We start from the raw sequence: 24,244 nt of genomic DNA, 5'->3' as shown, positions 1-24,244 counted from the left end.
GTGAACAAAAGAGCTATGAGAAATATACCCAATTAACTCAAGGTTATAGTGTATGCTTATTATAAAAGTCAATTTTTCTTTACCTGACTTCTTACCTTTTGATTCCATATAGGATTGTGTTATAGATTCTATTCCATATTTAAACGGTGTACCGGGTACTTGCTTATCGTTTTGTTCCGGGTAAGTAATCTTTGTGACTTCCTGAGTATATTTCATCGGTGCTATAAATTTATAGGTATTTTCTTTAGTTTTTTTGTATAAGTTTACTGAATGTGTCAATTGTTGAGTTAAAGACATTATTCTCCATCTGATAATATCGTCAACACCCATTTTTACTATCAATTCACCCGTAGCATTATTTTTAGGTATATAAGCGTTTTCATTATTAGTAATGTAATGAAAATATTTATTATTTACCATTGTAGGGTTGTCCGAATTTGTTCCCAGTTCATTATAATCATTAATAATACAATCAACATCCACACAAATGAGAACATCTACAGTTTGATTCATTTTTGCACCCCTTCATTGGATTAAGTTGCACTAAGAGTCCTCTATCATTCTAATAATTAACTACTAAATCTGAAATAACTACTGGTATAAATCACAGTTTAGATGAGAAAATTACTTATATATTTATCAGAAGCCTTTTTAGACACAGGAAAATCCTACCGATAATTTATTGTTTTAAAAGAAGAATTTATATTAAATTAATATCATAACGATATTAGTTCATAAACAGATTAGTATTCTTTTAAGATATAATTGTTCATGTTATTTAACTTAATTTCAAATATATTAATTTTATCGATTTGAAAGTTTAACACTATAATATACTCCTGGGTTCATTATCAATATTCTAACACAAGACAGTACATGTCATCAGGGCTTAACTAAAGTGTGAGGGATTGTAAGAGGGATTTCCTCAAAGAGGAAATCCCTTATTTTCATTTAATTTTACTCAATGAGTAAATCATCAATTGATATTCTTCGACAAGAGCTGTGTATCGGGGAGATCTTCATTTAATTCATCATAATCTTTAACTTCATTTTCAAAGGTAATAATCTTATTTTGATCATTGCATTGACTATTAGACATCATATTACAATCATCGGGAATATTCCTTTCTCTTATTCCAAGCCATTCAGAAAACAGAGTCAGAAAATGCAATCCACTTCTTTGTGCCGTTATTTTTTCACGATCAGAATAATCACTGCCGGTAATAAAAAACGGCACCTGAAAACTCTGTTTATTTTCATCATCATGTGTCAGGTTTTCTTGATCGGTTCCTTTATTAACATAAGAAAGCCCATGATCTGAAAAATAAAGCATCGTCCATCTTACATGATGCTTATTAGCCTCAGATGCAATTTCAGAAAGCAGCTCATCTGTATTCGATATGCTTTTTACATAACAAGAAATTTCTTCCGATTGTAAGAACAGATCATATTTTCCATTCGTTCTAACGCACGCCTGTGGGTGAGATCCCATCAGGTGAATAACAATCAGCTTTTTCTTCTTTTCTGGCATTAATGCCTGTTTAATGTAAGGCACCAATTTATCATCAGGCAAATAACGCCGGTCATCAGAATTTCCACTTTTCAGGAAGTGGACACTATCTGCCTGTTGTCCAATCAACGCAACCGGAGAATCAAAAGCACTCTTCATCCCCTGATTAGATATCCAATAGGTATAAAACCCGGCTTTTTTCGCCAACGTTATGACACTATCATTCAAATTGATCGCGTTCTCACCTTTCAGAGCCAGTGAGTTAGTCAAAGATAACTGGGTAGATGCCGCTGATGAGATATAATTTGTAAATATCTTGCCATTAGCCTTGTCCAGCCACGGCGTATTGTTATAAGGAAAACCATACGCATTCATAAAGTCTTTTCTAACACTTTCACCAATGACCATGATATAGGTTTCATATTTATCCTCTTTTACCACAGGCTGCCAAGAATCTTTCTGTTTTATTATTTCCGCGAACCTGATTCTTTCTGAATTAACTTCTTTATAGCTCTCAATAATATCACTAAAAAATCTAATTTCGGGCAATCCTGATGCCAATAAATTAAAATCAGGGTCGAAACCGGAATTTATATACCCTTTTACCGGTGACCAGAAAGCTGATAATACAGAAAATAGTGATAAAAATATTATACTCTTTCTCTTCAGCGTTACTCTTACCTTAAAAGATAAAATCATTAATATAATAGTAGCCAACACCACTAAATAGGTAAAAATCGGTAACCCGCTGATATATTCTAACGCTTCATTTTTATTAGTATAAATTAAAGACCCTACTGAATTGACATCGGGGAAACCATAATTCAATCCAACAGGAGAATAAATCACGCCAATGAATCCAATCATGAATACCAAGATATAATATATATATTTATTAAAATTGGACAATAATATCAGAATTGAAAAAGCACTAAATACATATATAAACTTTAGCTGATATCCAAGGCTTAAATGGGCCAATGAAATAAAACCAAATAAGCATATCAAAGTGAAATTTTCTTGGATTTTTTTACTCAACAACATACTTACTCATTTCCTTTAAATAAATCGATAACAATAAAACACCAAAAAATTCATAACCTTTTCTTATTAATAGAAGTGGTTTTACAATAAGAAAATCTGCGGCTAGTCAGCTACCATCATGATGCAACTTCAAGCAACACCATTCAGATTGCTACACGAAGCCATTGAACTAACGCGTAAAAAAACATCTTACTCATTCATCTGTAACTTAGTTAAGGATTTCCTCAGCTTGAACAGTTATTAATCTTCAATATTTGATTAACAGCATGTAAATAATATGCGTTTTTTTTGTTAATAGCAAAAACTCTGAATATATCGACCTTGATCGTGATTTTAAACTATACTTAGTCAGTAGCTTATGCGCGAAGACATATATCCGAGGGCAACGATAACTAACTGAAAAATAGTGAAAATATCCACCTTAAACACTAGAAAGATTATCCTCTCAATCGATATTCAGTAAAGAGAAAGCGAGTCAAAGCAAACTATCTGTTATTAAAAGCTATTATGAACATTCGCCACTAAAATTGATGGCCTAACCCAAGCTTTTCATACCACAGCTAAACATGTTGGTATTCTGGTAACCCAGCCAGGAAAATTCAATAAAATATTGACAATAGATGGCACACACGGAAAGAATCATCTCAAAACCATTAGGAGATTAGTGATGAATGAAAAATTCTATCAATTAAAAATAACACTTACAGGCTCAAAACCCGCTATTTGGCGTCAATTTGTCGTTCCAGCCTCTATTTCCTTTGACAGGCTGCATGACGTGATACAGATCGTGATGGGATGGCAGGATAGTCATCTACATGAATTTCGTATTGACAAACTGCGACTAACAGAAATGCCAGAAAGCCCATCTGATGGCAAGGAAGAAGATTTATACCGTCTAACTGACCTGATTAAACAAAAAGGGCGATCTTTTACTTATATCTATGATTTCGGCGATGGATGGGAACACGAAATTACTTTAGAAAACAGCGATTATCCGGCAAATAACCTTCCGCTTCCTTTTTATTGTCTGAATGGTGATCGCGCCTGTCCCCTGGAAGATACCGGCGGAATTGACAGTTATGAAAATTTAATCGCAATACTGAATGATCCTGACCATGAGGAATATGTAGAAACACGACAATGGGTGAGCGAATTACTTGATTTGGATGAAGATGAAGATTTCGACTTCGAACAATTTCCCATTAATAATATTAATGCCTTTTTAGCGCTCTATTATCGCTGGTCACGGGATCGTTACCATCTCTTGTGGGATTGGGAATAAATTTAACAATGGGGTGAATCTATTATCATTGGGAAAAGTTTCAGATGAACCACTATGACAAACATTGGTGCTTGATTTGAGTTAATCTTTCTCATGGAATTAGACGATACTTAATTCGGTATCGAGTGCAGTTTCTACGGTGCTTTCAGATCAGCCCTATCAAGCTGCACTGGTATTTATATAGCGATAAAATACCATTATCATCATCCATTTGATATTAAATATAGTAACTATCACCATAGGTATTATTATTACAGACTACTCCTAAACAAAGCATGCATATAAGATTCTCTTCTCTCATCACTCCTTTCCGGCTGTATTAACCAAGGCTTAATTATTAAAACAACGATTAAATAGATAATGCCATTAATCATCATAATAGATTGTAATAAAAATATTTTTTAATTAAAGATTAATATAGTGAATTCGAGATAGCTTGATATAGCATTGATTCCATATTGAGTTTGTAACACTTTCTTACAAATTCATATTTTTGTAAATTTGAAAAAAATCCTTGCTATCTGATGAATGTTTAATTATTAATTAAGTTCCATCATATGGACTATATTTAAAAAAATTTTACCCCCCCGTTCCCCTTATTCTTGGGGATTAACTGATTGGGATTGATCTCGGTTCTTCCTATCACTCAACTCGCCATTAATTCACTCTTTTTATCTGTGATGGTGGGACTTTTACTACGTTATTTCTTTGGCAAAAGAATTAATTATTTCAACGTCTGGACAAAATATGACGCTAAAAAATGTAATACGACAAGGAGACAAAACCTCTCATGGCGGCTCTGTCTTAGCCAGTGACGGCAGTTTTAAGGTTTTGGGTAAAGGCGTGGCGCGGATTAACGATCCGGTGTCGTGTCCAAAGTGTGGCGGGCATCAAACCATTGCTGAGGGAACCTCAACCGTGATCGGAACCAATCAACAAGGGCTCGCTCTAGAGGGCATGAAAACCTCCTGTGGCGCCGCCTTGATCGCCTCACAAACATCTTTTCAGATCAAAACCTTATAGGACAGTGTGTTATGAATAAAAAAGAGTCCCTATTCCTACAAGAATTGCATTATATGCAGCAATTGGCGCAGGAAGCCGCAAAAGAACATCCGCACCTGGCAGATTTTTTATCTGATCCGGATGTCGGGCGAGTGATGCAGGGCTTTGCGCTGTTAATTGCCCGTCTTCGCTACAAGATCGAGGATGATTTTCCTGAACTTTACTTAGGGATACTGGCACACGTCTGGCCATACGCCATGTGCCCAATCCCTCCCACGAGTATCGTTCAATTTTCACCCACTGGGAAACATCACCTAGGCGCGATGACGCTACCAGAAGGGATGCCGGTTTTTGCCGGCGAAGGAGAAGAGGAAGTCAGTTTTGAAACCTGCTGCCCTCTGCATATCGAACCACTGACGGTGATTGATCGACAACTGAATGCAACCCCAGAGTACAGTGAGATAACGCTGACACTGCAATGTTCGGAGAATATCTTAGAGTGGCGAAGCCGACCGCTACATTTCTTTCTGGGCAGCGATCGTCTGCAAGCCGCTGAATTAGCCTTATGGCTTGACTTTAATCTGTGTGATGTCTTGTTACGGACGCAGGACAAAACCATCACGCTCGATCGCTGTTACCCAGTCCCGGCATTGTGGGGAACCGAGCGGCAGGTTGCCATCCTTCCCACGATGAAAACCACGCCATACTCTATCTTGCAACTGATGACAGAGTACTATTATCTGCCCCATGTGCATGATTTTGTGACGATTGATATCAAGAATGATTGTCCATTGGTGACGTTGAACGCAGACCGGACATTCGAACTGATTTTTCGGTTTGATGGTCATCTGATGCTAAACGATATTTCCCAAACCTTTCTGTTGGACTGCGTGCCGGTAAGACATCTGGAGCCGATGAGTGCGAATATCTCGGTAAACAGTGAAGCCAACCATTATCAAATCCCATTGGATTCGACCAAGCAACTGTTCAAACTGAACCACGTTTACACATCCACTGAACCGAAGCTAGAGCGGGGGCAGCCATACCGCTATCTGCCGATTGAGAAATTCTCCCTAACCGCTCATTTTCTGCCGGATGCTGAGTTTCTTTACTATTATCAGCTTAAGACGGAATGCGATATGTCGCAGAATAACCTGCAACATCTTCACTTCTTTGACTGTCATGGCGAACCAGCGAATAACCTGCCGCCACAATCCATTTTTTGTCAATTTACCGGTTATCAGACACGGGCTTCTAACCTGGGTATCGGAGAGATTAATCTACCGGGAGAATATGCCTCGGGGCTGAAAGTGAGCAATATCACCCCAGTTTCTGCTGCCTGCCACTCAACAATGACGGAGGATCAGACAGGTAGATCGGCCTGGTCACTCATCTCTTTCCTTTCCGTATCACCCTGGATGGCTTTTCAAACCCACTCGTTAAAAGAGCTGATCAAGCTATTCGATTTCTCCTCCGATCGGTCATTAAGCAAACGTATTCAGGAACATATCGACGGGATCGTTCGGCTGGATAACATCCCAATAGATCGCCTCGACAAAGGGGTTCCAGTGCGGGGCCATCAACTCGTCCTGACATTGAACCCGGATTGTTATGCCAATCAGGGGGAGATGCATCAGTTCAGTCTGGTGGTGACACGCCTGATGACGCTTTTCATCAGCATGGGCGCTTTTGTGATGATGAAGGTTATTGATGGCCAGACAGGAAAAATCCTGTGGGATTTTCACCACATGATGTTCGGGTTACGCCCTTATATCTAACGTTAATCGTAAGGAGATAGTATCAATGAGCAAATTAAGCCCACTCGATTGTCTTGATTGTAAAGACATGCTGAAAAACTGGTTGGAATTTCAGTTGGTGGATGAACAGGGGAAACCCTTGATCAATATGCCTTATCGTTTGAAAATCCGAGGAAATCCTCGGCTAGGACGTAAAGGCGTTACCGATGGCAATGGATTATTAAGGGAAGAAGATATGCCGCCCCATCCGGTAACCTTGTATATCGGCGCCCAACCACTGGCCGATGAAATGGAACAGCGTCCGTTGCGGGAAATACGCGGTGAAGAGGCTTCGGTGGTGAAGCCAAAAGCGGAAGCCGAAGGCTATCAATATCGCTATGTGACCATCGGGCAGATCAGTGATGGGTTACCGGATATTAAGGATTGGAAAGATCCTAAAGACATTCCACCCCCTTATCACTTCCCGGACCCGGAACCACAAGGCTATGAGGTCTATCCGATGAATCGACGGTATGTTCTGGAAGTATGCCCGTTTCGGGCCTGGGTTCTGCTGCTGCATCATCAAAAAGAGTATTCCATTGTGAATGCTTATAACCAGTGCTTGATGAGCGTGCTGGCCTATGCCGATGAGGATGTTGATATTGAAGGTTCGGTTAAACATTTTTTTAACCGGCAAATGGTGGATGTTTCAAAATTGCCCTATAAATTGGAGACATTATCGGCAACGCCTGTAGTTTACGATGTACCGTTTAGTGAACGTTATACGCGGGTGGAATTTATTGATTCATCAAACATTGATGAGGTACGAGGTGACACCCAACTATTTTATGTAGCCAGTAAAAATGATGTGATTGTCAGTTGGCGGGGTACAGCCAGCAAAGAAGATGTCTTGACCGATGCTACGTACCAGCCTTTAGTGCTAGATTGCGATGAAAAAGCGCTGTGCAGTGGGTTTATCCATAGTGGTAAGGTGCATAAAGGTTTTTGGGAAGCATTCAGTCTGGTTGGAAAGTTAAGAACTCCCAGTAATAAAGATATAGCAGTATTTAGTGATATTCTGGATTTGACCACAGGCAAAAGGTTGTTTGTGTGTGGACACAGTTTAGGGGGAGCATTGGCATTATTACACAGTGCTCAATTGAAAGAGTGCAATCCCTGCCTCTATAGTTATGGGATGCCCAGAGTATTAACCCTCAGTGCTATACGAGAATTAACAGATATTACCCATTATCGCCATGTGAATGAAGATGACCCAATCCCTTCATTACCACCGGAAAAAAATCTGGATAACTGGCTATATGACTGTTGGGGACCGCTAGGCTATCTATTCAGCCCTATTGAGTTGCTGGATGTTACCAAAAGCGGTGAAATTTTCTTGCATCACGGAAAAATAGTGCACTTTTGTAAAATCAATCTGGTTATTGAATGGCAGGAAGAGCGTAACCCAAGCAACCATATAAGACTCAGAACCACTTTACCCACCAAAACAAAATTGTATTTAATTCCGTCATTAAGCCATGAAACGGAACACAATCTAAAGAATGCCGGGGAAATTCAGAAAGGATTTTTTAAACGGATAAGTGATGCGGATAAAGCCAAATGGTTTCCGCTGAATGAGAATCCGACCGAAAAAGATGCCCTAGGTTTCCCTGAGCATCGTTCAAGGAAATATGCCTGTTACATTGGCGCACGATTGGCAGAACTGATTGCACCGGATAGATACCATTTTTTCCGGGATCAGGAACAATTATTTGAAAAAACGTTGAATGAAAGGACCGATATTGTTGCTGATATTCGGCAACGCGATGCATTATTTTTACAAATGGACCATCAACTAAAGCAAACGCTAATTTGCACTCAACAAGACCAACAGGGACCGTTGGCCTTAACACACTATGCAGATAATGCTGTAGAAATTGAGGAAAACTTACCATGATAAATATTAAACAATACTTATCGGTTTTATCAGTAATTCTAATATCAGGCTGCGCTGATCCCAATGAACCGCTTTCTCCGCCCAAAGAGAATCAGTGGATTACGGTGGAAGGAGTCGCACCGAAATATACCGAACCACATGTATCCGCTGTGTATATCTCAAAAGATTGCCTTAAATATCGTTTCGATTCCAATATGTCACCTTTTAAGGTACCAACTTATAACGGATTACGTCTGGATGTAAAAGCTGATCCGAAAACCGGTTACTTTCAAGCGAAATTACCTTTTAATGGCGGCGGCCGATGTAAGTGGAAAATTGACCGGGCTTTTGTAACAGTGGGTTATACCGATGTTCTTCATTTGGTAAAAGATGCTGTTCAGGAGGAAGGCGCTGAGGGAACAGGTTTAACTGCGTTTATCAACGATGCAGTCCGGACAAATCTTAATGAAACTGAGGCATTGAATATCATCAATTACAGTCCCATTATTTATCCTGTTTTGAAAATGGTTGAAAGGAGGCCGAAAAGAATATTCTTGCAAGGCCAAGTAGCTCAACGTTTTTTTAGGTTAAAATTAACACCGGGCGCTGAATGGAAAATTACCTATAAACCCAAGCTGGATGAAACCAAAATGCCGAAGATAACTGTGACTAAAAAAAAGGAATGGGTTGAATATCCTAACGGACATATTGAAACCGATACCCAAACAGTTGATTCCCGATACATAAAATAGTGTTACTGCTGTCGGGAGAAGGAAAAACTTACCATGATCAATATCAAGCAATACTTATCGGTCTTATCCGTGATTTTAATATCAGGCTGTGCTGATCCTAATGAGCCACTTTCTCCGCCCAAAGAGAATCAATGGATCACCGTAGAAGGGGTAGCACCGAAATATACCGAACCACATGTATCCGCAGAGTATATTTCAAAAGATTGCCTTGAATATCAGCTACATGCTGACATGTCACCTTATAAGGTGCCAACCTATAATGGACTTCGCCTGAAAGTGAAGGCTGATCCACAAACTGGTTATTTTCAGGCAAAACTACCTTTTAATGGCGGGGGCCGATGCAAATGGAAAATTAACCGAGCCTTTGTGTCCATAACCTATACCGATGTCCGCCATCTGGTGAAAGATGCCATTCCATATTCGGCCACCGGTTTAATCGCATTTATCAATGATGCTGCCCGGACAGATATTAGCGAAATGCCCGCATCGAATACGATTGATTTTAGCCCAGTTATTTACCCTGTTTTAGAAATAGTTGAAGGATTTCCAAAAACTATATCCTTACAAGGTGAAGTATCAAAAATGCTCCCTTTTCGACTTAAATTAACTCCAGGAGCTAAATGGAAAATTATTTTTAAACCTAAACTGGATGAAACCAAAATGGCGCAAGTTACGGTGACTAACGGGAAAGGCGAGTGGGTTGAATATCCGGGCGGCAAGATTGATAACGGCACTCAAGAAGTCGATTTTCGATTCATGTATGGGAACATGAAATAACGCCATCAGCGTAGCTTATTTATTTCTAAATAAGATGAACAGGAAGATCTGGAATTGGACACACTATGCAGATAATGCTGTAGGCATTGAGGAACAGTTACCATGAAAAATATCAATAAATACTTATCTGTCTTATCCGTGATTTTAATATCAGGCTGCGCTGATCCAAATGAGCCGCTTTCTCCGCCCAAAGAGAATCAATGGATCACGGTAGAAGGGATAGCACCGAAATATACCGAACCACATGTATCCGCTGTGTATATCTCAAAAGATTGTCTTAAATATCGTTTCGATTCCAATATGTCACCTTTTAAGGTACCAACTTATAACGGATTACGTCTGGATGTAAAAGCTGATCCGAAAACCGGTTACTTTCAAACAAAATTACCTTTTAATGGCGGGGGCCGATGTAAATGGAAGATTGACCGGGCCTTTGTTTCGGTAAGTTATACCGATGTCCGTCATCTAGTGAAAGATGCTATTCCGTATTCAGCAACCGGTTTAATCGCATTTATCAATGATGCAGTCCAGACGAATATTAGCGAAATGCCCGCATCGAATACGATTGATTTTAACCCGGTTATTTACCCTGTTTTGAAAGTCGTTGAAGGTCGACCAAACAAAATATTCTTACAAGGTGAAGTATTAAAAATGCGTCCTTTTCGACTTAAATTAACTCCAGGAGCTAAATGGAAAATTATCTTTAAGCCTAAGCTGGATGAAACCAAAATGGCGAAAGTCACGGTGACTAATGGGAAAGGCGAATGGGTTGAATATCCGGGCGGCAAGATTGATAACGGCACTCAAGAAGTCGATTTTCGATTCATGTATGGGAACATGAAATAACGCTATCAGCGTAGCTTATTTATTTTATTTCTAATCAGATTAACAAGGTTATATCACCAGTAGTATTTTAAACACCAACACCATAAATAAGGAGTTCATATGAACGATGGATTACACTTTCTTTGTCATATTATCGATTTGCCGGAGAAAACTTTTGCGGTCGCTGAATTTTCTCTACAGGAGGAATTATCCGAATTATTTGCCTTATCCTTAACGCTGGTCAGTAAACGGGCCGATATTGATCTGGAATCACTGTTATTACAATCGGTGAAATTCCGGGTGGTTTTCAACGATATTGAGCAACGTCAAGTGAGCGGGGTTATCACACAAGCTGTATTAGGCGACACCCATGCTCACCGCACCATTTATTACCTTACCGTCCGGCCCACTCTCTGGCGGATGAACCTGAATCAGGACAGCCGGATTTATCATCGACAAAGCGTGCCGGAAATTCTCACGAGTTTGCTGAAAAAACATCGCATCCTGTTCGATTGCCAATTGGATGAATTTCATTACACACGCGAATATGTGACGCAGAAACGGGAATCCGATTATGACTTTTTGTCCGGTTAGTGGCCGAAGAAGGGCTGAATTTCTGGTTTGAAGACGACAAGCTGTTTTTCAGTGACAGCCATTTAGGGATGACAGCCAACTTACCGCTGGTCTACAACCCGCAGATAGAGACCGCCACCGAAATGAATGTGATGAATCAGGCGCGTCTGGGCGTCTCCACGACCCCGATGCGGATCATTTATAAGGACTACAATCCCCGGAATCCCGCTTACCGCCTGACACACCGGGCCAATATCGATGCCCGTGTCGAGGGGCAGGAAACCCTGTTTGCGCTCTTTGAAAGCTACGGCCGCTTTCAGAAAGACGCGGAGGCGAAACCCTTCGTCCAGCGTCAGCAGCAGGCCGTCCAGAATCAACGTCAGGCCGGTAGCGGGCAAAGCAACTGTTTTAAACTGATGCCCGGTAAAATCTTTGACCTCAGCGAACACCCGGTTGATGCCATGAATACCCGCTGGCAAATCGTGACTATTCGTCATCACGGCAAGTGTCCGCAGGCATGGCAAGAAAATAGCGGAGAGTCAGGCACTTATCTGCATAACGAATTCAGTTTTATTTCGGGCTATAGAGATTGGCGAGCGCTATATCGCTACAAACCGCTGGCGGATGGTGATGAAGTGGCGACTGTGGTCGGCCCGGAAGGAGAAGAGATTTATGTCAATGAAGAGGGGTGTATCCGCATTCATTTTCACTGGGATCGTTATGATAAAGCCAATGAAAATGCCTCCTGTTGGGTACGGTTCACTCAGGGTTGGAATGGCAGTGGTTACGGTTTTATGGCTATCCCCCGTATCGGTCAGGAGGTGATTGTCTCCTACCTGAACGGCGATATTGATCGCCCGATTGTGACGGGTTGCACCTATAACGGCTTAAACCGGCCGCCGCTAAATTTACCCGCCGAAAAGACCCGAACCACCTTTAAGACCCAGACTCACAAAGGGGAAGGTTTTAATGAATTGCGCTTTGAAGATGCAAAAGACCGAGAAGAGATTTACCTGCACGGGCAAAAAGATTTAACCGCCCATATTCAGCACGATGCTTACTGGCATATTAAACACGACCATAAACAGCGAATCGATAATAACCGCTATAGTGAAATTTCAGTGGATGATCATCAGCATATCCGAGGATCGGGGAAATACAGCACTGATGGAGATGTTTCACACCGTATCTCAGGTAGTCAACATTTACAGACCGGGGATGCATTAGTCGCTGAAAGCGGTCAGGAAACACATCTAAAAAGCGGCGGTAAAATGGTGTTGGAAGCGGCGTCAGAAATTACCTTAAAAGTCGGCGGTCATTTTATCCGGATAACCCCCGGCGGTATTCTGACTTCGCCAAATTTATTAGTCGGGCAAGGTTCTGCCGGCACTGGCCGTGGATTGTCTCTGCAACTGCCGGAAGGGGTTGCGCCTCTGCCCGATGTTAAATCTCCTGCCAAACCGTTTTGTGCAGTGCTGGCTCAACAAGAAACAAATTGGGTTATTAATAATCCGGAGGATGAATGAATACATCAATAAATTGGCTACAGTGGCTGAGTATCCCTAATAAACCATCGGTTTTCTTTATGCTCAATTCGCTCGCGGAACCTGATCCGGTGGCGCTCTTTTATAGCAACGACTGGGTAGAGCAGGCTTTTCCGCTATACAGCAATACCCCGATGGATCACATGCTGGCGCAAAGTCCCTGGCTGGTTCAGCCCAAGTCAGGCTGTCTATCAACGATCGCTCATCTGCTTGATAACCATGCCCTAAGCGATAACAGTTGGGGTTGGGCTTACCGCAGTGATGAATCATGGATACAGCAGCTTAATCATTGGCGTTCACGCCAGCAGGTGATATTACAAGAGAAACAGGTGATTTTTCGCAGTATGGACCCACGTATCCTCAGTCAATTATTACCGGCAATGATAGCCAGCGATTGGTCAGCATTTTTGACACCGGTGAGTGAATTGATGATCAATATGACCGAACCACAGATTTATTATCGGCCGGAAAATTGTGGTCAAGGCGGCAGTGAATTGCCCTTTATCCTGGGCAGTCATTTATTAGATGCCTGGCATCATTCTGATTGCGCCCTGCAAGGGATGGCATCTGCGATTAATTATAATTGCTGGGAAAACCACGGAGAATTAGCTTATAAACTGGATAAGCCAGAGGGACAGTTAATGGAACAAATTATCAGTTGGTTAAAATACCGTTTAGCAAACGGGGATAATATTAGCAAGCTTACCTGTGTAGATTATTTACAAACACTGACTGACGACTCCCCTTCTCAAGGGTTTATTGAAAGCTGAGAGTTGATATCCTCCCCTGTATGAACGCATCTCAGTTTACAAGGCTTTTGTTGTTCTTACATCGACGAGTAGTTGCAGCTCTGTATTCGGACATGGACTCCCACGTATGGGCAAAAGAAATGCCTCTGGTTGAGGTCATGACTGCGCCCGTACATTCGGCTTCTTTTTTGCAGATTTTTCCCTGCATAACCATGATGGATATTTACGCACCTGCTCCTTATCGGCCTTCAGACCTTTATTATGGTCGTCGGATATATTGGGTTGATCAGAAGGTAAAGGACTGGCTGGTACAACATGCAAAAATTACCCTGTTATTTTTACCGGTCTATTCACCGTAGCTAAATAAAATAGAATGGTTATATACCCGTCATCTTCCAAGTTGTCTCTTTGTTGGCTACACTCACCCCGGTCACATAGTTTTCTATGCTCCCGGGGATTCGTTCCTTTGCCGTCGCGATGCATCTTGAAATCCATAGGGTATAAACCACAATTCAAAGTTAATAGTAAGAAACATAAAAAATAGTGGTAAAAATGAGATTGTGAAAAACAAATAATTAATTTTCATTTAATGAAAAATGTGAGTGATGTCAAAAAATAAATATTTATTACAATAAAATTGTTAGCAATTTAAATTTATTTAACTACTCTTAATTTTGGCGTTAAAAATATAAAAAACTGTTATCACAAGGTGGGGGAATTAGCACCTAAATTATAGTGAAATATAATTAAAATAAAGCAGTGAAAATATAATGATCATTTATTTTTTGAAATGACATTTTATTCTGAGCTATTTTTAAACTAAGTTTTTTATAAAAATGTGAACCTAATTGTTGGATAATAAATAAGCATTCATGCTCTCGCCTTAACAATTATAGAGAATGAAAAATGAAAAAACTATCTAAAGTCACATTAGTAAAACGAGATCATATTCCATCGATTCGCACTATTGAAGTGAATGGTGTGGAACATTGGCTAGGACACGTAAAAGATTTCATGAAAAATAACCAGTTGATCGATTTTTTACCGGATGATAACCGTATATCTATGGCATGGGTTCGTCTTGAAGCAGGCGAAGAATTAGAACCACATATTCATCCAGTAGAATCAATGATTTTGCTCTGTGAAGGTTCTGCTGAATCAACAGGGGATATACAAACAGCTATGGAAGCAGGCGATGCGCTTTTAGTTCCGCCTGGTCATCTCCACGGTTTCAAAGGTGGTCCAGATGGTTTCTGGGGGTTATCCATTCAATTCGATTCTCGTGGCCTTTATGAGGATTTTACTGACCCTTGGGCAACTTTCCTTCCTGAACAAATTAATAAAAATTTGGGTACTACAATTGCGGAACAATTATTTTCTCGTAATGAGACTTATATGGAACGTTTCGATAAACATAAACTTTTTGCCTTAGTAAATCGTGGACTATTAAAAAAAACACAAGCAAAGAAAAGATTTCTCGATTGTTTCCAAGTTTGGTCTGACCATTTTCAGAAAATGGTGTTAACTCGTGCTGCAACATTACACAACGATGCTTTCGAAGAACTTACAATGTCCCATCTAGAAGAAGAACTCGGACATAATCGTGATATCAAAAATAACCGTATAGATTTTGAACCTGTATTTGATCCAGTTCTTGAAGCAGCAAGCTCATGGTTCGCTTATAAAATGACAACAGCAACTGAATTAGAAAAAGTTGTTTTAGTTCATTTGGTGGTTGAAGCCTCAGCTACTTTCTTCTACAAACATATTAAACCCGTAATGGATGATACTACTCCTAAAGCCCACTTTGACGTTCATAGTATTCTAGATGATGAACATGTACGTATGGGCTATGAATTCATATCTAACTACAATATTGAAGATGGAAAGCCTTTATTTGAGATCCAAAATAAAGGCTGGGCTATGTTAATGACAGTCATGTCACGTATCGCTGATTTAACAGTATACGAAAGTAGCGCAACAGGAGACGAATCCCAGGAGTTGGTTAATGAATCTTCAATGGGCTAAAGAAGGCACCCGAAGGGTGCCCTCCAAAATTTATACATGCAGCCAGATATATGAACAAGAAATTAAAAATATTTTTCTGGGAAACTCATGGAATTATGTTGGGCTTTCTTCAGAAGTTGAAAATCTTGGTGACTATATACAAACATTTGTGGGAAATGTTCCTGTTATTTTAATCCGTGATAGAAAAGGAATATTACGTGTATTTGTAAACCGCTGTCCCCACAGAGGAGCAAAGATTTGCCATAATCCTCAGGGTAATACTAAGCTACTTGTATGTCCTTATCATGAATGGGCATTTAGTTTAGAGGGTAACTTAGTTGGGATGCCTTTTAGAAAAGGTATTAATGGAAAAGGTGGAATGTCTGAATTTTTCCATCCTGAAGAACATGGTTTGCAAGCTCTTAATGTGACTGAAAGACATGGTGCTGTATTTGCTAGTTTTTCATATGATATTGAACCATTTGAAACATATTTAGATCCTGTCATGCTTTCATACTTTGATCGTGTTTGTGATGGCAGAAAACTAAAAGTTGTTGGGAAAATGCAGCATAGAGTTAACTGTAATTGGAAACTTCAAATTGAAAATGTAAAAGATCCATTTCATGCAGCACTTCTGCATTCATTTTTTAAAAACTTCGGTATTTGGCGTTCAGATCAAAAAACTAGTGTAAAAGTTTGTTCTTCTGGCAAAAGCAGTGTATTAGTGTCAACAGCATCTTTCACCAAAGCTGAAATTAAAAAAAATGCAGAGACAAAAACAGAGCTATCACTTTTAGATCCGAGAATCATCGAGCATCAGCGTGAATATGACCACGGTACAGGCGCAATTATGACTGTTTTTCCAAATCTCATCCTACTGCAACAACTTAATTGCTTAGCTATGCGTCATGTTATCCCTGATGGTACAGATCGTTGTATTAAAATTTGGACTTTTTTTGGCTATGAAAATGAATCTGAGGAGTTGACGAAACGGAGATTATTTCAGGCAAACCTACTTGGTCCTTCAGGATTGGTTACCATAGATGATAACGAGATTTTGGCTGTAACCCAAGAAGGCGCTAAAAGCATGCCAGACTCCGAAATCATTTTAGAAGCTAGTGTTGGTGAGTCAAGTGAAGACCACATGATGACAGAAGCGGCTATCCGTGGATTTTATAAATATTACCGAGGAGCGATGAATCTTGGATAATTATAAAATTTGGTTTACTATCAACCAATTGTATAGCTTATACAACAAAAATTTAGACTCAAAAATATTAGATAACTGGCCATCATATTTTACAGATGATTGTATATACCGAATTACTTCAAAACAGAATATAGATAATGGATGGGACCTATGCTTTGTTTTTTGTGAAGGAAAGAAAATGCTCATAGATCGCGCATCCGCTTTATCTGGGTCAATTTACTTTAGAGACAGAGTACAACAAAGGATAACATCTAATATATTATTGACAAATCTCGAACACTGTGGAGAGAAAATATTAGTCAATACAACAACAATATTTACAATTCATGAAAGCATATGTGGTCAAGAAAATAGGTTACTAATAAGTGGTATAACTAAGGATATTATCGAATACAAAAGTGGCGCTGCTTTATTTAAAGAACGTCTCTGTATTTGCACAGCAGATATAATTACAGATTCAATTGTGTATCCGATCTAAGGTGCACTTTATGTAATTGAATGAGAATGAATTTTTTTACCCTACATTTCGCGTCAATTTTGGGAATTCATTTCTCCGAGAGATGTAGACATGAACACGACTATTTTCGGTTTTTAGGCTTCTTTGAGAAATTATGATCCTGAAAAAGGAAGTATCAAATTAACAGTTGGTATTTACTATAAAGCACATTGAAATTATTAAATTTAATTATATTAATTGAGATTTAAATCACAATAATGAGGTGCGGAATGACGGCTTTACCATTATCAGGAATAGTTGTTGTTGATTTAACGCGGCATAGAGCTGGCCCAGTCACATCACGACTACTGGGTGACTGGGGAGCCGAAATTATCAAGATTGAGGAACCTACCGATAAAGGTGACAGTATGGGGGGTACTCGTGAAGGTTTTGATTACCAAAACCTTCATAGAAATAAAAAAAGTTTATCAGTTAATTTGAAAACAAAACAAGGACAAGGGATTCTCCAACGTTTGGTTCGTAAGGCTGATATAGTGCTTGAAAATTTTAGGCCTGAAGTTAAGTTTCGTTTAGGTGTCGATTATGAATCTTTGAAAAAAATTAATCCTCGTATTATATGTGGCAGCATTAGTGGCTTTGGGCAAAATGGCCCTTATAGTTCTCGACCAGCAGTTGATCAAATAGTACAAGGCATGTCAGGACTTATGTCTGTGACAGGTACTCAAGAAAGCGGTGCGCTCAGGACTGGTGTTGCTATTGCTGATATTAGCTCAGGCATGAATCTAGCTCAGGCAGTTTTACTGGCACTATATCATCGAGAAAAAACAGGTGAAGGACAGTGGGTATATACTTCACTTCTTGAATCAACTTTAGCTATCATGGACTTCCAAGTCGCTCGATGGCTTGCAGATGGCAAAACACCTGAGCTTATGGGAAATGACCATCCGACATTAATGCCTACTGGTGTCGTAAGAACTAAGGATAGTGAAATAAATATCGCTGCCGCAGAAGATGAAAAATTCCAAAAGTTATGTCATCTACTTAATATAGAAGAAGTTTATTTGAATCCTCAATATTCAGATATCTATAATCGTTCAAAAAACAGAAAGCAGCTTATGGATGAAATTCAAGCTGTAACACGGAAATTCGAGAGTAAACAGCTAATACAAATTCTAAACGATAATGGGATACCAAGTGGTTACATCTATGATATAGCACAAGCTATGTCCGATCCGCAAATTCAGTATTTGAAGATGAAATGTTCTATTAAGCACCCATTATTAGGTGATTTGACTCTGGTAGGTCAACCCATGCATCTAAGCGCCTTCTCTGACTTTGATACAGTACGCAATCCTGCTCCAGAACATGGGCAACATACAGAAAATTTATTAAAAAATTTCCTTGGTTTTGATAATGATGAAATTGCATCGTTTCGCAAAATAGAAGTTATCTAGAAACAATAAGATAGTAAATATATTTAATTAATAGAGATGAAACAATGAATGCAACGTACAGTGAAATATATAGTTTTTGGTCAATAAAATCTTTTATAAAGCTATTTTTATTATGGCTAGCTGGCGCAGGAACGCGTTTGACAATATTGGCGACTCCACCAATCATTTCTGACATCCATCACGATCTAAATTTAACTGAAACTCAAGTTGGGATTATTTCTGGATTGCCAGCAGTCTTATTTGCAGGTACCGCAATTCTCGGTTCTCTATTAATTGCAAGAACGAGCGCAATAAAGACTCTTATCATTGGTTTGCTGATTACCAGTTTAGGTTCTGCATTCCGTGGAGCAGCAGATGATATAATTATCATGTATACGGCGACAATGATAACAGGGTTGGGGGTTGCTTTTATGCAACCTGCATTACCTTCCATTGTAAAGGATTGGTTTCCAAAACATATTGTGATTGCAACGGCTATTTATGTTAATGGCCTTCTTCTTGGCGGAGAAGTTATTCCTGTTGCAGTGACAAAATCTATTTTATTACCCATGTTGGGATCTTGGCGACTTACATATGTTTTTTGGGCTGCGATAACATTAATAATTGCAATTTTCATATACCAATTAGCGCCTAAAAATAAACATGAAACAATATCGACAAATAAAAATATAAAGTGGGTTCCAGAATGGAATAACATTATATTGTGGAAGTTAGGATTAATGATGGGATGTGTAAATGCAACATATTTTGCAACCAATTTTTTTATTCCACGTTACTTACATGAAGCTAATTTTGAGGATTTAACATCTATTTCTTTGGTTGCTTTAAATTTAGGACAAATCCCGGCCTCTATTATTCTTATGATGACAAGAGCCACTGTAGCAAAACTACGATATCCATATTTGATATCAGGAATAGGATTAATTGCAGCTTTTATTAGTATTATGTACTTTGGTACTGAATATATAATTATCAGTTCAGCATTCATCGGCTTTTTTTCTGCTATCGTTTTAATACTCATGTTAGGACTACCTAGTATGATTAGCGAGCCACATGAGGTACATAGATCTACTTCACTAATGTTAACAATTGGTTATACTTGTGCGGTTATAACACCAGTAATTAGTGGTTTATCATGGGATATTTCAGGAAATCCAAGTTATGTATTTCTTCCTATGATGATATGTTCAATCATCTTGTTTATTTCAGCAATAAAAAGACCAATAGTAAACAAAGTTATAAAAAATAAAATTTAAAACCTGTAAGTGATAATTTTGGAGATAAAATAAAATGAGTGATAGAATTAAATATACCATACGTAAACTAACTCCATACTTTTGTGCAGAAATACGTGATATCAAACTAAATGAGCCATTAAATAAAGATATAATAAAAACCATTGAATCAGATCTTGAAGAACATGAAGTATTGGTATTTCCGGATCAAGATCTCACATCAGAAGATTTAATGCGTATAGGGAGATATTTTGGCCAGTTAACTGTACACCCTTTTGCAGAGAACAGTGAAAAAAATCCAGAGTTAATAGTATTTGATTATAAGGATGGTAATCCGCCTGTATTAACAGATCGCTGGCATTCAGATGAAACATATAAACTTTGCCCCCCTATGGCTACAATGCTCTATTCAAGAATTGTTCCTGAAATAGGCGGCGATACTTGTTTTAGCAGTATGACAACTGCTTATGATTTTCTTTCAATAAAAACTCAAGATTTCATCCGAGGGTTGGAAGCTATACATGATTTTTCATCGTATAAATATCTTTTTCCAGACACAGAAGAAGGTAAAAAATTATTGCAAAAGAAAGAGTTGGAATATCCTCCAATCGCCCATCCAGTTGTTCGAATTCATCCAAAAACGAAAAAGAAAACCCTATTTGTTAACCAAAATTACACTCGTTATATCAGAAATATGGATCAACGAGATAGTGATGCGCTACTGACACAATTATTTAATACAACATCAGTACTTGAATATCAATATAGGCACCATTGGAAACCAAACATGTTAGTCATGTGGGATAATCGCTCTGTACAGCATGCTGCTGTTCATGATTACTATCCAAATCGCCGATATATGGAGCGGGTGACTATCGCAGGTGATCAACCAATTAGTGAGTCGGAACCTGCAAGTGCTGAACAATTGCGTAAATTTAAAGTGCCAGCATATAACCATAACGATTCACGCCGTGCTAAACGTCAATTCGAAATTGAAAGTTAGTCCTAACTTAACAAAGGGATGCTTAAAGTCCCTTTTTACTTTTCGCCTGATGCATTGGTTAATAAAATGAATTCTACAATAAAGTTGAGTGTCCAAGATACAATTAGATTTGCAAAGATATCACCTTTGCACATAAAAATATTACTTTTGTGTTTAAGCATTCTTATTTTAGATGGTTTCGATACTGCTCTGATCGGTTATATTTCTCCTGCTATTGTTGATAGTTGGGGAACTTCAAAAACAGACCTTGGAATTGCGATGAGTTCAGCATTGGTTGGTTTATCTGTGGGAGCTGTAACATCAGGTCCTATATCAGACAAACTAGGGCGTAAACCTGTTATTGTAATTTCTGTTTTCATGCTTGGAATTTGTAGTATTGCAACGATATTTTCTACAACTGTCTATCAATTATCATTCTGGCGTTTATTAACCGGAATAGGTATTGGAGCTGCTATGTCTAATGCCTTGACATTGATTTCTGAATACGCACCAGAAAATAGAAAGTCACTTATGGTTAACTCTGTATTTTGTGGGTTTCCCTTTGGAGCAGCTATGGGAGGTATTATTGGTTCCTTCATGATTCCCAAGTTTGGTTGGGAGAGTATGCTAATTATTGGCGGAATTATCCCTATACTTTTAGTTGTCCCACTTATTTTCATTCTTCCAGAATCAGTTTTATTTTTGATTAATAAAAACAAATCAGAAGAAAAAATAAATAAAATTTGCAAAAAAATAGTTGGTGAAAATTATAATAAAATAGATTTCTCAAGATTAAAACTTATCGAAAAACAAAAAATAAAACCTATTAATGAAATCTTATCCCATGAATATTTATCATCAACCTTGCTTCTTTGGAACGCATATTTTATGGGATTACTAATATTCTATGTTGTCACAAATTGGATGCCTACACTTATCAAAGATTCCGGTTTTGAATTAAGTTATGCAACTATTTTAACTGCTTTATTTCCTTTAGGTGGTGGAATTGGGACGATAATATCAGGAATTATCATGGATAAGTTATCTCCTCATAAGACAGTATCATTTAACTATCTTATGACTGGTATTTTGCTCTTCTCTATAGGGTATGTTGATAATATAATCAGTTTAGGAATATTAATCCTCTTAGCCGGAACGACAATGAATAGCGCGCAAGCATCTATGGGAACAATAGCTACACTTCATTACCCTACAACCTCCAGAGCGACAGGTGTATCATGGATGCTTGGAATTGGTCGTGCAGGAGGGATATTAGGCGCGATGTTTGGAGCATGGCTAATGCAACTAGGATTAGGCTATCGAGGGGTACTTATGACTTTATTCATTCCATCTGCTATTGCATCTATTACATTACTTAGTTTACTTATAGTATTAAACAATAAAGATTGAGATTATACCACTTTATACATAGGTAAAAATTTTTCCTACCAAATGTGCTTTTCTGGGACCAATTTCTTTGACATAACTCCCCTTCCCAAAGGTTTATCGAACGTTGAAAGAGAAACCACAATACAATATTGCAGTTATCCCTCAACAACACCATCATCATTTCCCCGTAATAACGGGGAGCATTTCTACTCCAGCTATCATCTAAAACCTGAATCTGGTTTATCCCCACATCACACATTCCATCATAACTACTCTCGATTGCTGGAGTTGAGAGGGATAATTTAGGAGTCAGAAATTTCGGCGGTTTCGGCTTAGAATCCCTTGATGATGCTCACTATCTGTCATAGACTTATGTGCATATTTTATACGCATAGATGAGGTGTCTGATGAAAATACAATACTTCTCAACCGTAGAACGAAAACGATCCGGTAAACGTGGTACAAATGTTTATTTAACCGCTGAATTGGTAGATCAAGCCCGTGATTTAGGGATCAACTTATCAGCGACACTAGACAAAATGTTGTCCGATGTTGTTCGTGAGAAAAGAAGACAGCAATGGAAAGCTGAAAACAAAGCCGGTATCCACGCTTTCAATGAATTTGAGCGTGATGCAGGGCTATTTACCGATGATGATGAATACGGGGTTATTTGATGGCTCAATACACTGTCTACCTCAATAAATCCCCTAAATCGAGGGAGCAATACCCTTTCATTATCGATATTCAGAATGACCTATTAGACGACTATGATTCACGGGTAATAATGCCGATTGCTCCGCTGTCAGATAAAAATTCACTCGTCAAAACGTTAACGCCAGTGATTGAAATTAAGGGCGATCGATATGTCGTTATTACAAAGTCAGTGACAACGGTAGCGAAGAGCAAGTTAAAAGCTGCGGATATCGTCTGTGTTATGCCTAGTATTCACTCCGATATCATGGCAGCTCTAGATACTATCGTTTCAGGGATTTAGTTGGTTGATCTAAATTTTAGGTCAACTTCAAAATAAGGTTTTAGTATTTTGTTATATTAATTTTAACCTATTTTTTTAGCATTAACCCGAATAAAGGGTTATCAATAACAGGAAGAACGGCAATATCGAATTTGTCTGGCTCTGGCAAAAAATCAATATCCATTAATGCAGCAAATCGTGATATTGCTAAACAGGCGTCTTCAATATCGTCGGCGTAAGCCACCCTCCCAAATTCATGTTCATCCAGTATCACAAATCGGCGATTACGCGTGTTAAACAGCACATAACCGACCACATCTGGATCTTTTTCAATTAGCCCCAATGTATCAAGTTCTTTTTGAAGTTTTTTTAGTTGCTTTTTTTCCAGTTGCTTAAAATAAACCCACCAGAAATCACTTGCTGTTTACTGTTCAACTCAAGTATTACCAGAACACAGGTCGCTTTCCTCTTACAATAAACGATATTCCAGAGACGCCACTGCATTATCTGGCTAACCAGTCGACTGCTATTCGGCTCGATGATTACGACTAACAAGGACAAACTGGAACACAACACCGTAAGGAAATTCTGGATTGTTTGCTGTATAGATTGCCTTGCGGACATCGGGCAGATACCCAAAGAGTGTGTTGAGGTTTTCCCATTCGGTGGCAAAGGCTTTAAGTTTCTTTTCGTTCATAGCGTTGTTGTCAGAAATATATCAAGAACAGGCAATTACACAATTTAAATTACAGTCTCTAATTATGATTCCTATCTTTATTTTTTATACCGTTATTATTTATTCTGGTT

22 protein-coding genes and 1 pseudogene are annotated in these 24,244 nt (G+C 38.7%); 19 read left to right on the top strand and 4 right to left on the bottom strand.

Annotated features, from left to right (window positions below; translation table 11 throughout):
- Both TI10_RS23105 and TI10_RS23100 read right to left on the bottom strand, forming a co-directional pair.
- Positions 1-513 (bottom strand): AidA/PixA family protein (locus TI10_RS23105; protein WP_049585826.1); only part of this gene is annotated, 513 nt, incomplete at its 3' end.
- Positions 514-976: 463 nt separating this feature from the next.
- Entirely contained in the window at positions 977-2,554 is a 1,578-nt protein-coding gene (locus TI10_RS23100; RefSeq protein ID WP_049585825.1) for a phosphoethanolamine transferase, read from the bottom strand.
- A gap of 667 nt (positions 2,555-3,221) precedes the next feature.
- Between TI10_RS23100 and TI10_RS23095 the strand changes: the two genes are divergently transcribed.
- The 19 genes and pseudogenes from TI10_RS23095 to TI10_RS23005 all read left to right on the top strand — a co-directional run bounded on the left by TI10_RS23095 (position 3,222) and on the right by TI10_RS23005 (position 23,458).
- Complete coding sequence (locus tag TI10_RS23095; protein ID WP_049585824.1) at positions 3,222-3,836, top strand: plasmid pRiA4b ORF-3 family protein; 615 nt, start codon at positions 3,222-3,224, stop codon at positions 3,834-3,836.
- A gap of 747 nt (positions 3,837-4,583) precedes the next feature.
- Complete coding sequence (locus tag TI10_RS23090) at positions 4,584-4,859, top strand: PAAR domain-containing protein (RefSeq protein ID WP_049585823.1); 276 nt, start codon at positions 4,584-4,586, stop codon at positions 4,857-4,859.
- 11 nt (positions 4,860-4,870) lie between these two features.
- Complete coding sequence (locus TI10_RS23085) at positions 4,871-6,616, top strand: type VI secretion system baseplate subunit TssF (RefSeq protein WP_049585821.1); 1,746 nt, start codon at positions 4,871-4,873, stop codon at positions 6,614-6,616.
- Between the two features lie 25 nt (positions 6,617-6,641).
- Positions 6,642-8,531 carry a lipase family protein gene (locus TI10_RS23080; RefSeq protein WP_049585819.1) on the top strand — a complete coding sequence of 630 codons (1,890 nt, stop codon included), beginning with the start codon at positions 6,642-6,644 and terminating at the stop codon, positions 8,529-8,531.
- On the top strand, positions 8,528-9,262 hold the full coding sequence (locus TI10_RS23075; RefSeq protein WP_049585817.1) for a hypothetical protein: 735 nt from the start codon (positions 8,528-8,530) through the stop codon (positions 9,260-9,262). The genes TI10_RS23080 and TI10_RS23075 overlap by 4 nt, the downstream gene beginning before the upstream one ends.
- A gap of 33 nt (positions 9,263-9,295) precedes the next feature.
- Complete coding sequence (locus TI10_RS23070) at positions 9,296-10,039, top strand: hypothetical protein (RefSeq protein WP_049585815.1); 744 nt, start codon at positions 9,296-9,298, stop codon at positions 10,037-10,039.
- A 102-nt stretch (positions 10,040-10,141) separates the two neighbouring features.
- Positions 10,142-10,885, top strand: coding sequence for a hypothetical protein (locus TI10_RS23065; RefSeq protein WP_049585813.1), 744 nt, complete (start codon positions 10,142-10,144; stop codon positions 10,883-10,885).
- A gap of 99 nt (positions 10,886-10,984) precedes the next feature.
- Positions 10,985-12,963, top strand: a pseudogene (tssI, locus tag TI10_RS23060) (type VI secretion system tip protein TssI/VgrG).
- On the top strand, positions 12,960-13,751 hold the full coding sequence (locus TI10_RS23055; RefSeq protein ID WP_049585811.1) for a DUF4123 domain-containing protein: 792 nt from the start codon (positions 12,960-12,962) through the stop codon (positions 13,749-13,751). Before tssI ends, TI10_RS23055 begins: the two are co-directional and overlap by 4 nt.
- A 137-nt stretch (positions 13,752-13,888) precedes the next feature.
- Positions 13,889-14,089: a hypothetical protein gene (locus tag TI10_RS23050; protein WP_139180502.1), complete on the top strand. Its 201-nt coding sequence runs from the start codon at positions 13,889-13,891 to the stop codon at positions 14,087-14,089.
- 547 nt (positions 14,090-14,636) lie between these two features.
- A complete protein-coding gene (locus tag TI10_RS23045) occupies positions 14,637-15,758 on the top strand; it encodes a cupin domain-containing protein (RefSeq protein WP_049585807.1) in 1,122 nt (373 codons plus the stop codon).
- Positions 15,739-16,947 carry an aromatic ring-hydroxylating oxygenase subunit alpha gene (locus tag TI10_RS23040; protein WP_049585806.1) on the top strand — a complete coding sequence of 403 codons (1,209 nt, stop codon included), beginning with the start codon at positions 15,739-15,741 and terminating at the stop codon, positions 16,945-16,947. Before TI10_RS23045 ends, TI10_RS23040 begins: the two co-directional genes overlap by 20 nt.
- Positions 16,940-17,425, top strand: coding sequence for a nuclear transport factor 2 family protein (locus TI10_RS23035; protein WP_049585805.1), 486 nt, complete (start codon positions 16,940-16,942; stop codon positions 17,423-17,425). The genes TI10_RS23040 and TI10_RS23035 overlap by 8 nt, the downstream gene beginning before the upstream one ends.
- 248 nt (positions 17,426-17,673) lie before the next feature.
- Positions 17,674-18,858 (top strand): CaiB/BaiF CoA transferase family protein, encoded by a 1,185-nt coding sequence (locus tag TI10_RS23030; protein WP_049585803.1) that lies wholly within the window; start codon positions 17,674-17,676, stop codon positions 18,856-18,858.
- 44 nt (positions 18,859-18,902) lie between these two features.
- A complete protein-coding gene (locus tag TI10_RS23025) occupies positions 18,903-20,114 on the top strand; it encodes an MFS transporter (protein WP_049585801.1) in 1,212 nt (403 codons plus the stop codon).
- A gap of 34 nt (positions 20,115-20,148) precedes the next feature.
- The gene (locus TI10_RS23020) at positions 20,149-21,096 is read left to right on the top strand and encodes a TauD/TfdA dioxygenase family protein (RefSeq protein WP_049585800.1); all 948 of its coding nucleotides are present in this window, start codon (positions 20,149-20,151) and stop codon (positions 21,094-21,096) included.
- 66 nt (positions 21,097-21,162) lie between these two features.
- A complete protein-coding gene (locus TI10_RS23015) occupies positions 21,163-22,485 on the top strand; it encodes an MFS transporter (protein WP_074524916.1) in 1,323 nt (440 codons plus the stop codon).
- A gap of 386 nt (positions 22,486-22,871) precedes the next feature.
- On the top strand, positions 22,872-23,138 hold the full coding sequence (locus TI10_RS23010; protein WP_049585799.1) for a type II toxin-antitoxin system CcdA family antitoxin: 267 nt from the start codon (positions 22,872-22,874) through the stop codon (positions 23,136-23,138).
- The gene (locus TI10_RS23005; protein ID WP_049585797.1) at positions 23,138-23,458 is read left to right on the top strand and encodes a CcdB family protein; all 321 of its coding nucleotides are present in this window, start codon (positions 23,138-23,140) and stop codon (positions 23,456-23,458) included. The genes TI10_RS23010 and TI10_RS23005 overlap by 1 nt, the downstream gene beginning before the upstream one ends.
- 67 nt (positions 23,459-23,525) lie before the next feature.
- Here the strand turns inward: TI10_RS23005 and TI10_RS23000 are convergent, their stop codons facing one another.
- On the bottom strand, positions 23,526-23,780 hold the full coding sequence (locus tag TI10_RS23000; protein ID WP_049585795.1) for a hypothetical protein: 255 nt from the start codon (positions 23,778-23,780) through the stop codon (positions 23,526-23,528).
- A gap of 183 nt (positions 23,781-23,963) precedes the next feature.
- Positions 23,964-24,134 carry a hypothetical protein gene (locus TI10_RS25340; protein WP_155416505.1) on the bottom strand — a complete coding sequence of 57 codons (171 nt, stop codon included), beginning with the start codon at positions 24,132-24,134 and terminating at the stop codon, positions 23,964-23,966.
- Positions 24,135-24,244 lie beyond the last annotated feature (110 nt).

The sequence above is a fragment of the Photorhabdus luminescens subsp. luminescens genome (genome assembly GCF_001083805.1).
Lineage (GTDB): Bacteria > Pseudomonadota > Gammaproteobacteria > Enterobacterales > Enterobacteriaceae > Photorhabdus > Photorhabdus luminescens.
Note: the sequence above shows the minus strand (reverse complement) of the source record. Positions and strands in the feature narration are given on the sequence as shown.

What these genes read in the sequence shown, in the direction of transcription:
- TI10_RS23100 (WP_049585825.1), bottom strand. Translation starts at nt 2,554, where the DNA reads ATGTTGTTGAGTAAAAAAATCCAAGAAAATTTCACTTTGATATGCTTA.
- TI10_RS23095 (WP_049585824.1), top strand. Translation starts at nt 3,222, where the DNA reads ATGAATGAAAAATTCTATCAATTAAAAATAACACTTACAGGCTCAAAA.
- TI10_RS23090 (WP_049585823.1), top strand. Translation starts at nt 4,584, where the DNA reads ATGACGCTAAAAAATGTAATACGACAAGGAGACAAAACCTCTCATGGC.
- TI10_RS23085 (WP_049585821.1), top strand. Translation starts at nt 4,871, where the DNA reads ATGAATAAAAAAGAGTCCCTATTCCTACAAGAATTGCATTATATGCAG.
- TI10_RS23080 (WP_049585819.1), top strand. Translation starts at nt 6,642, where the DNA reads ATGAGCAAATTAAGCCCACTCGATTGTCTTGATTGTAAAGACATGCTG.
- TI10_RS23075 (WP_049585817.1), top strand. Translation starts at nt 8,528, where the DNA reads ATGATAAATATTAAACAATACTTATCGGTTTTATCAGTAATTCTAATA.
- TI10_RS23070 (WP_049585815.1), top strand. Translation starts at nt 9,296, where the DNA reads ATGATCAATATCAAGCAATACTTATCGGTCTTATCCGTGATTTTAATA.
- TI10_RS23065 (WP_049585813.1), top strand. Translation starts at nt 10,142, where the DNA reads ATGAAAAATATCAATAAATACTTATCTGTCTTATCCGTGATTTTAATA.
- TI10_RS23055 (WP_049585811.1), top strand. Translation starts at nt 12,960, where the DNA reads ATGAATACATCAATAAATTGGCTACAGTGGCTGAGTATCCCTAATAAA.
- TI10_RS23050 (WP_139180502.1), top strand. Translation starts at nt 13,889, where the DNA reads ATGACTGCGCCCGTACATTCGGCTTCTTTTTTGCAGATTTTTCCCTGC.
- TI10_RS23045 (WP_049585807.1), top strand. Translation starts at nt 14,637, where the DNA reads ATGAAAAAACTATCTAAAGTCACATTAGTAAAACGAGATCATATTCCA.
- TI10_RS23040 (WP_049585806.1), top strand. Translation starts at nt 15,739, where the DNA reads ATGAATCTTCAATGGGCTAAAGAAGGCACCCGAAGGGTGCCCTCCAAA.
- TI10_RS23030 (WP_049585803.1), top strand. Translation starts at nt 17,674, where the DNA reads ATGACGGCTTTACCATTATCAGGAATAGTTGTTGTTGATTTAACGCGG.
- TI10_RS23025 (WP_049585801.1), top strand. Translation starts at nt 18,903, where the DNA reads ATGAATGCAACGTACAGTGAAATATATAGTTTTTGGTCAATAAAATCT.
- TI10_RS23020 (WP_049585800.1), top strand. Translation starts at nt 20,149, where the DNA reads ATGAGTGATAGAATTAAATATACCATACGTAAACTAACTCCATACTTT.
- TI10_RS23015 (WP_074524916.1), top strand. Translation starts at nt 21,163, where the DNA reads ATGAATTCTACAATAAAGTTGAGTGTCCAAGATACAATTAGATTTGCA.
- TI10_RS23010 (WP_049585799.1), top strand. Translation starts at nt 22,872, where the DNA reads ATGAAAATACAATACTTCTCAACCGTAGAACGAAAACGATCCGGTAAA.
- TI10_RS23005 (WP_049585797.1), top strand. Translation starts at nt 23,138, where the DNA reads ATGGCTCAATACACTGTCTACCTCAATAAATCCCCTAAATCGAGGGAG.
- TI10_RS25340 (WP_155416505.1), bottom strand. Translation starts at nt 24,134, where the DNA reads ATGAACGAAAAGAAACTTAAAGCCTTTGCCACCGAATGGGAAAACCTC.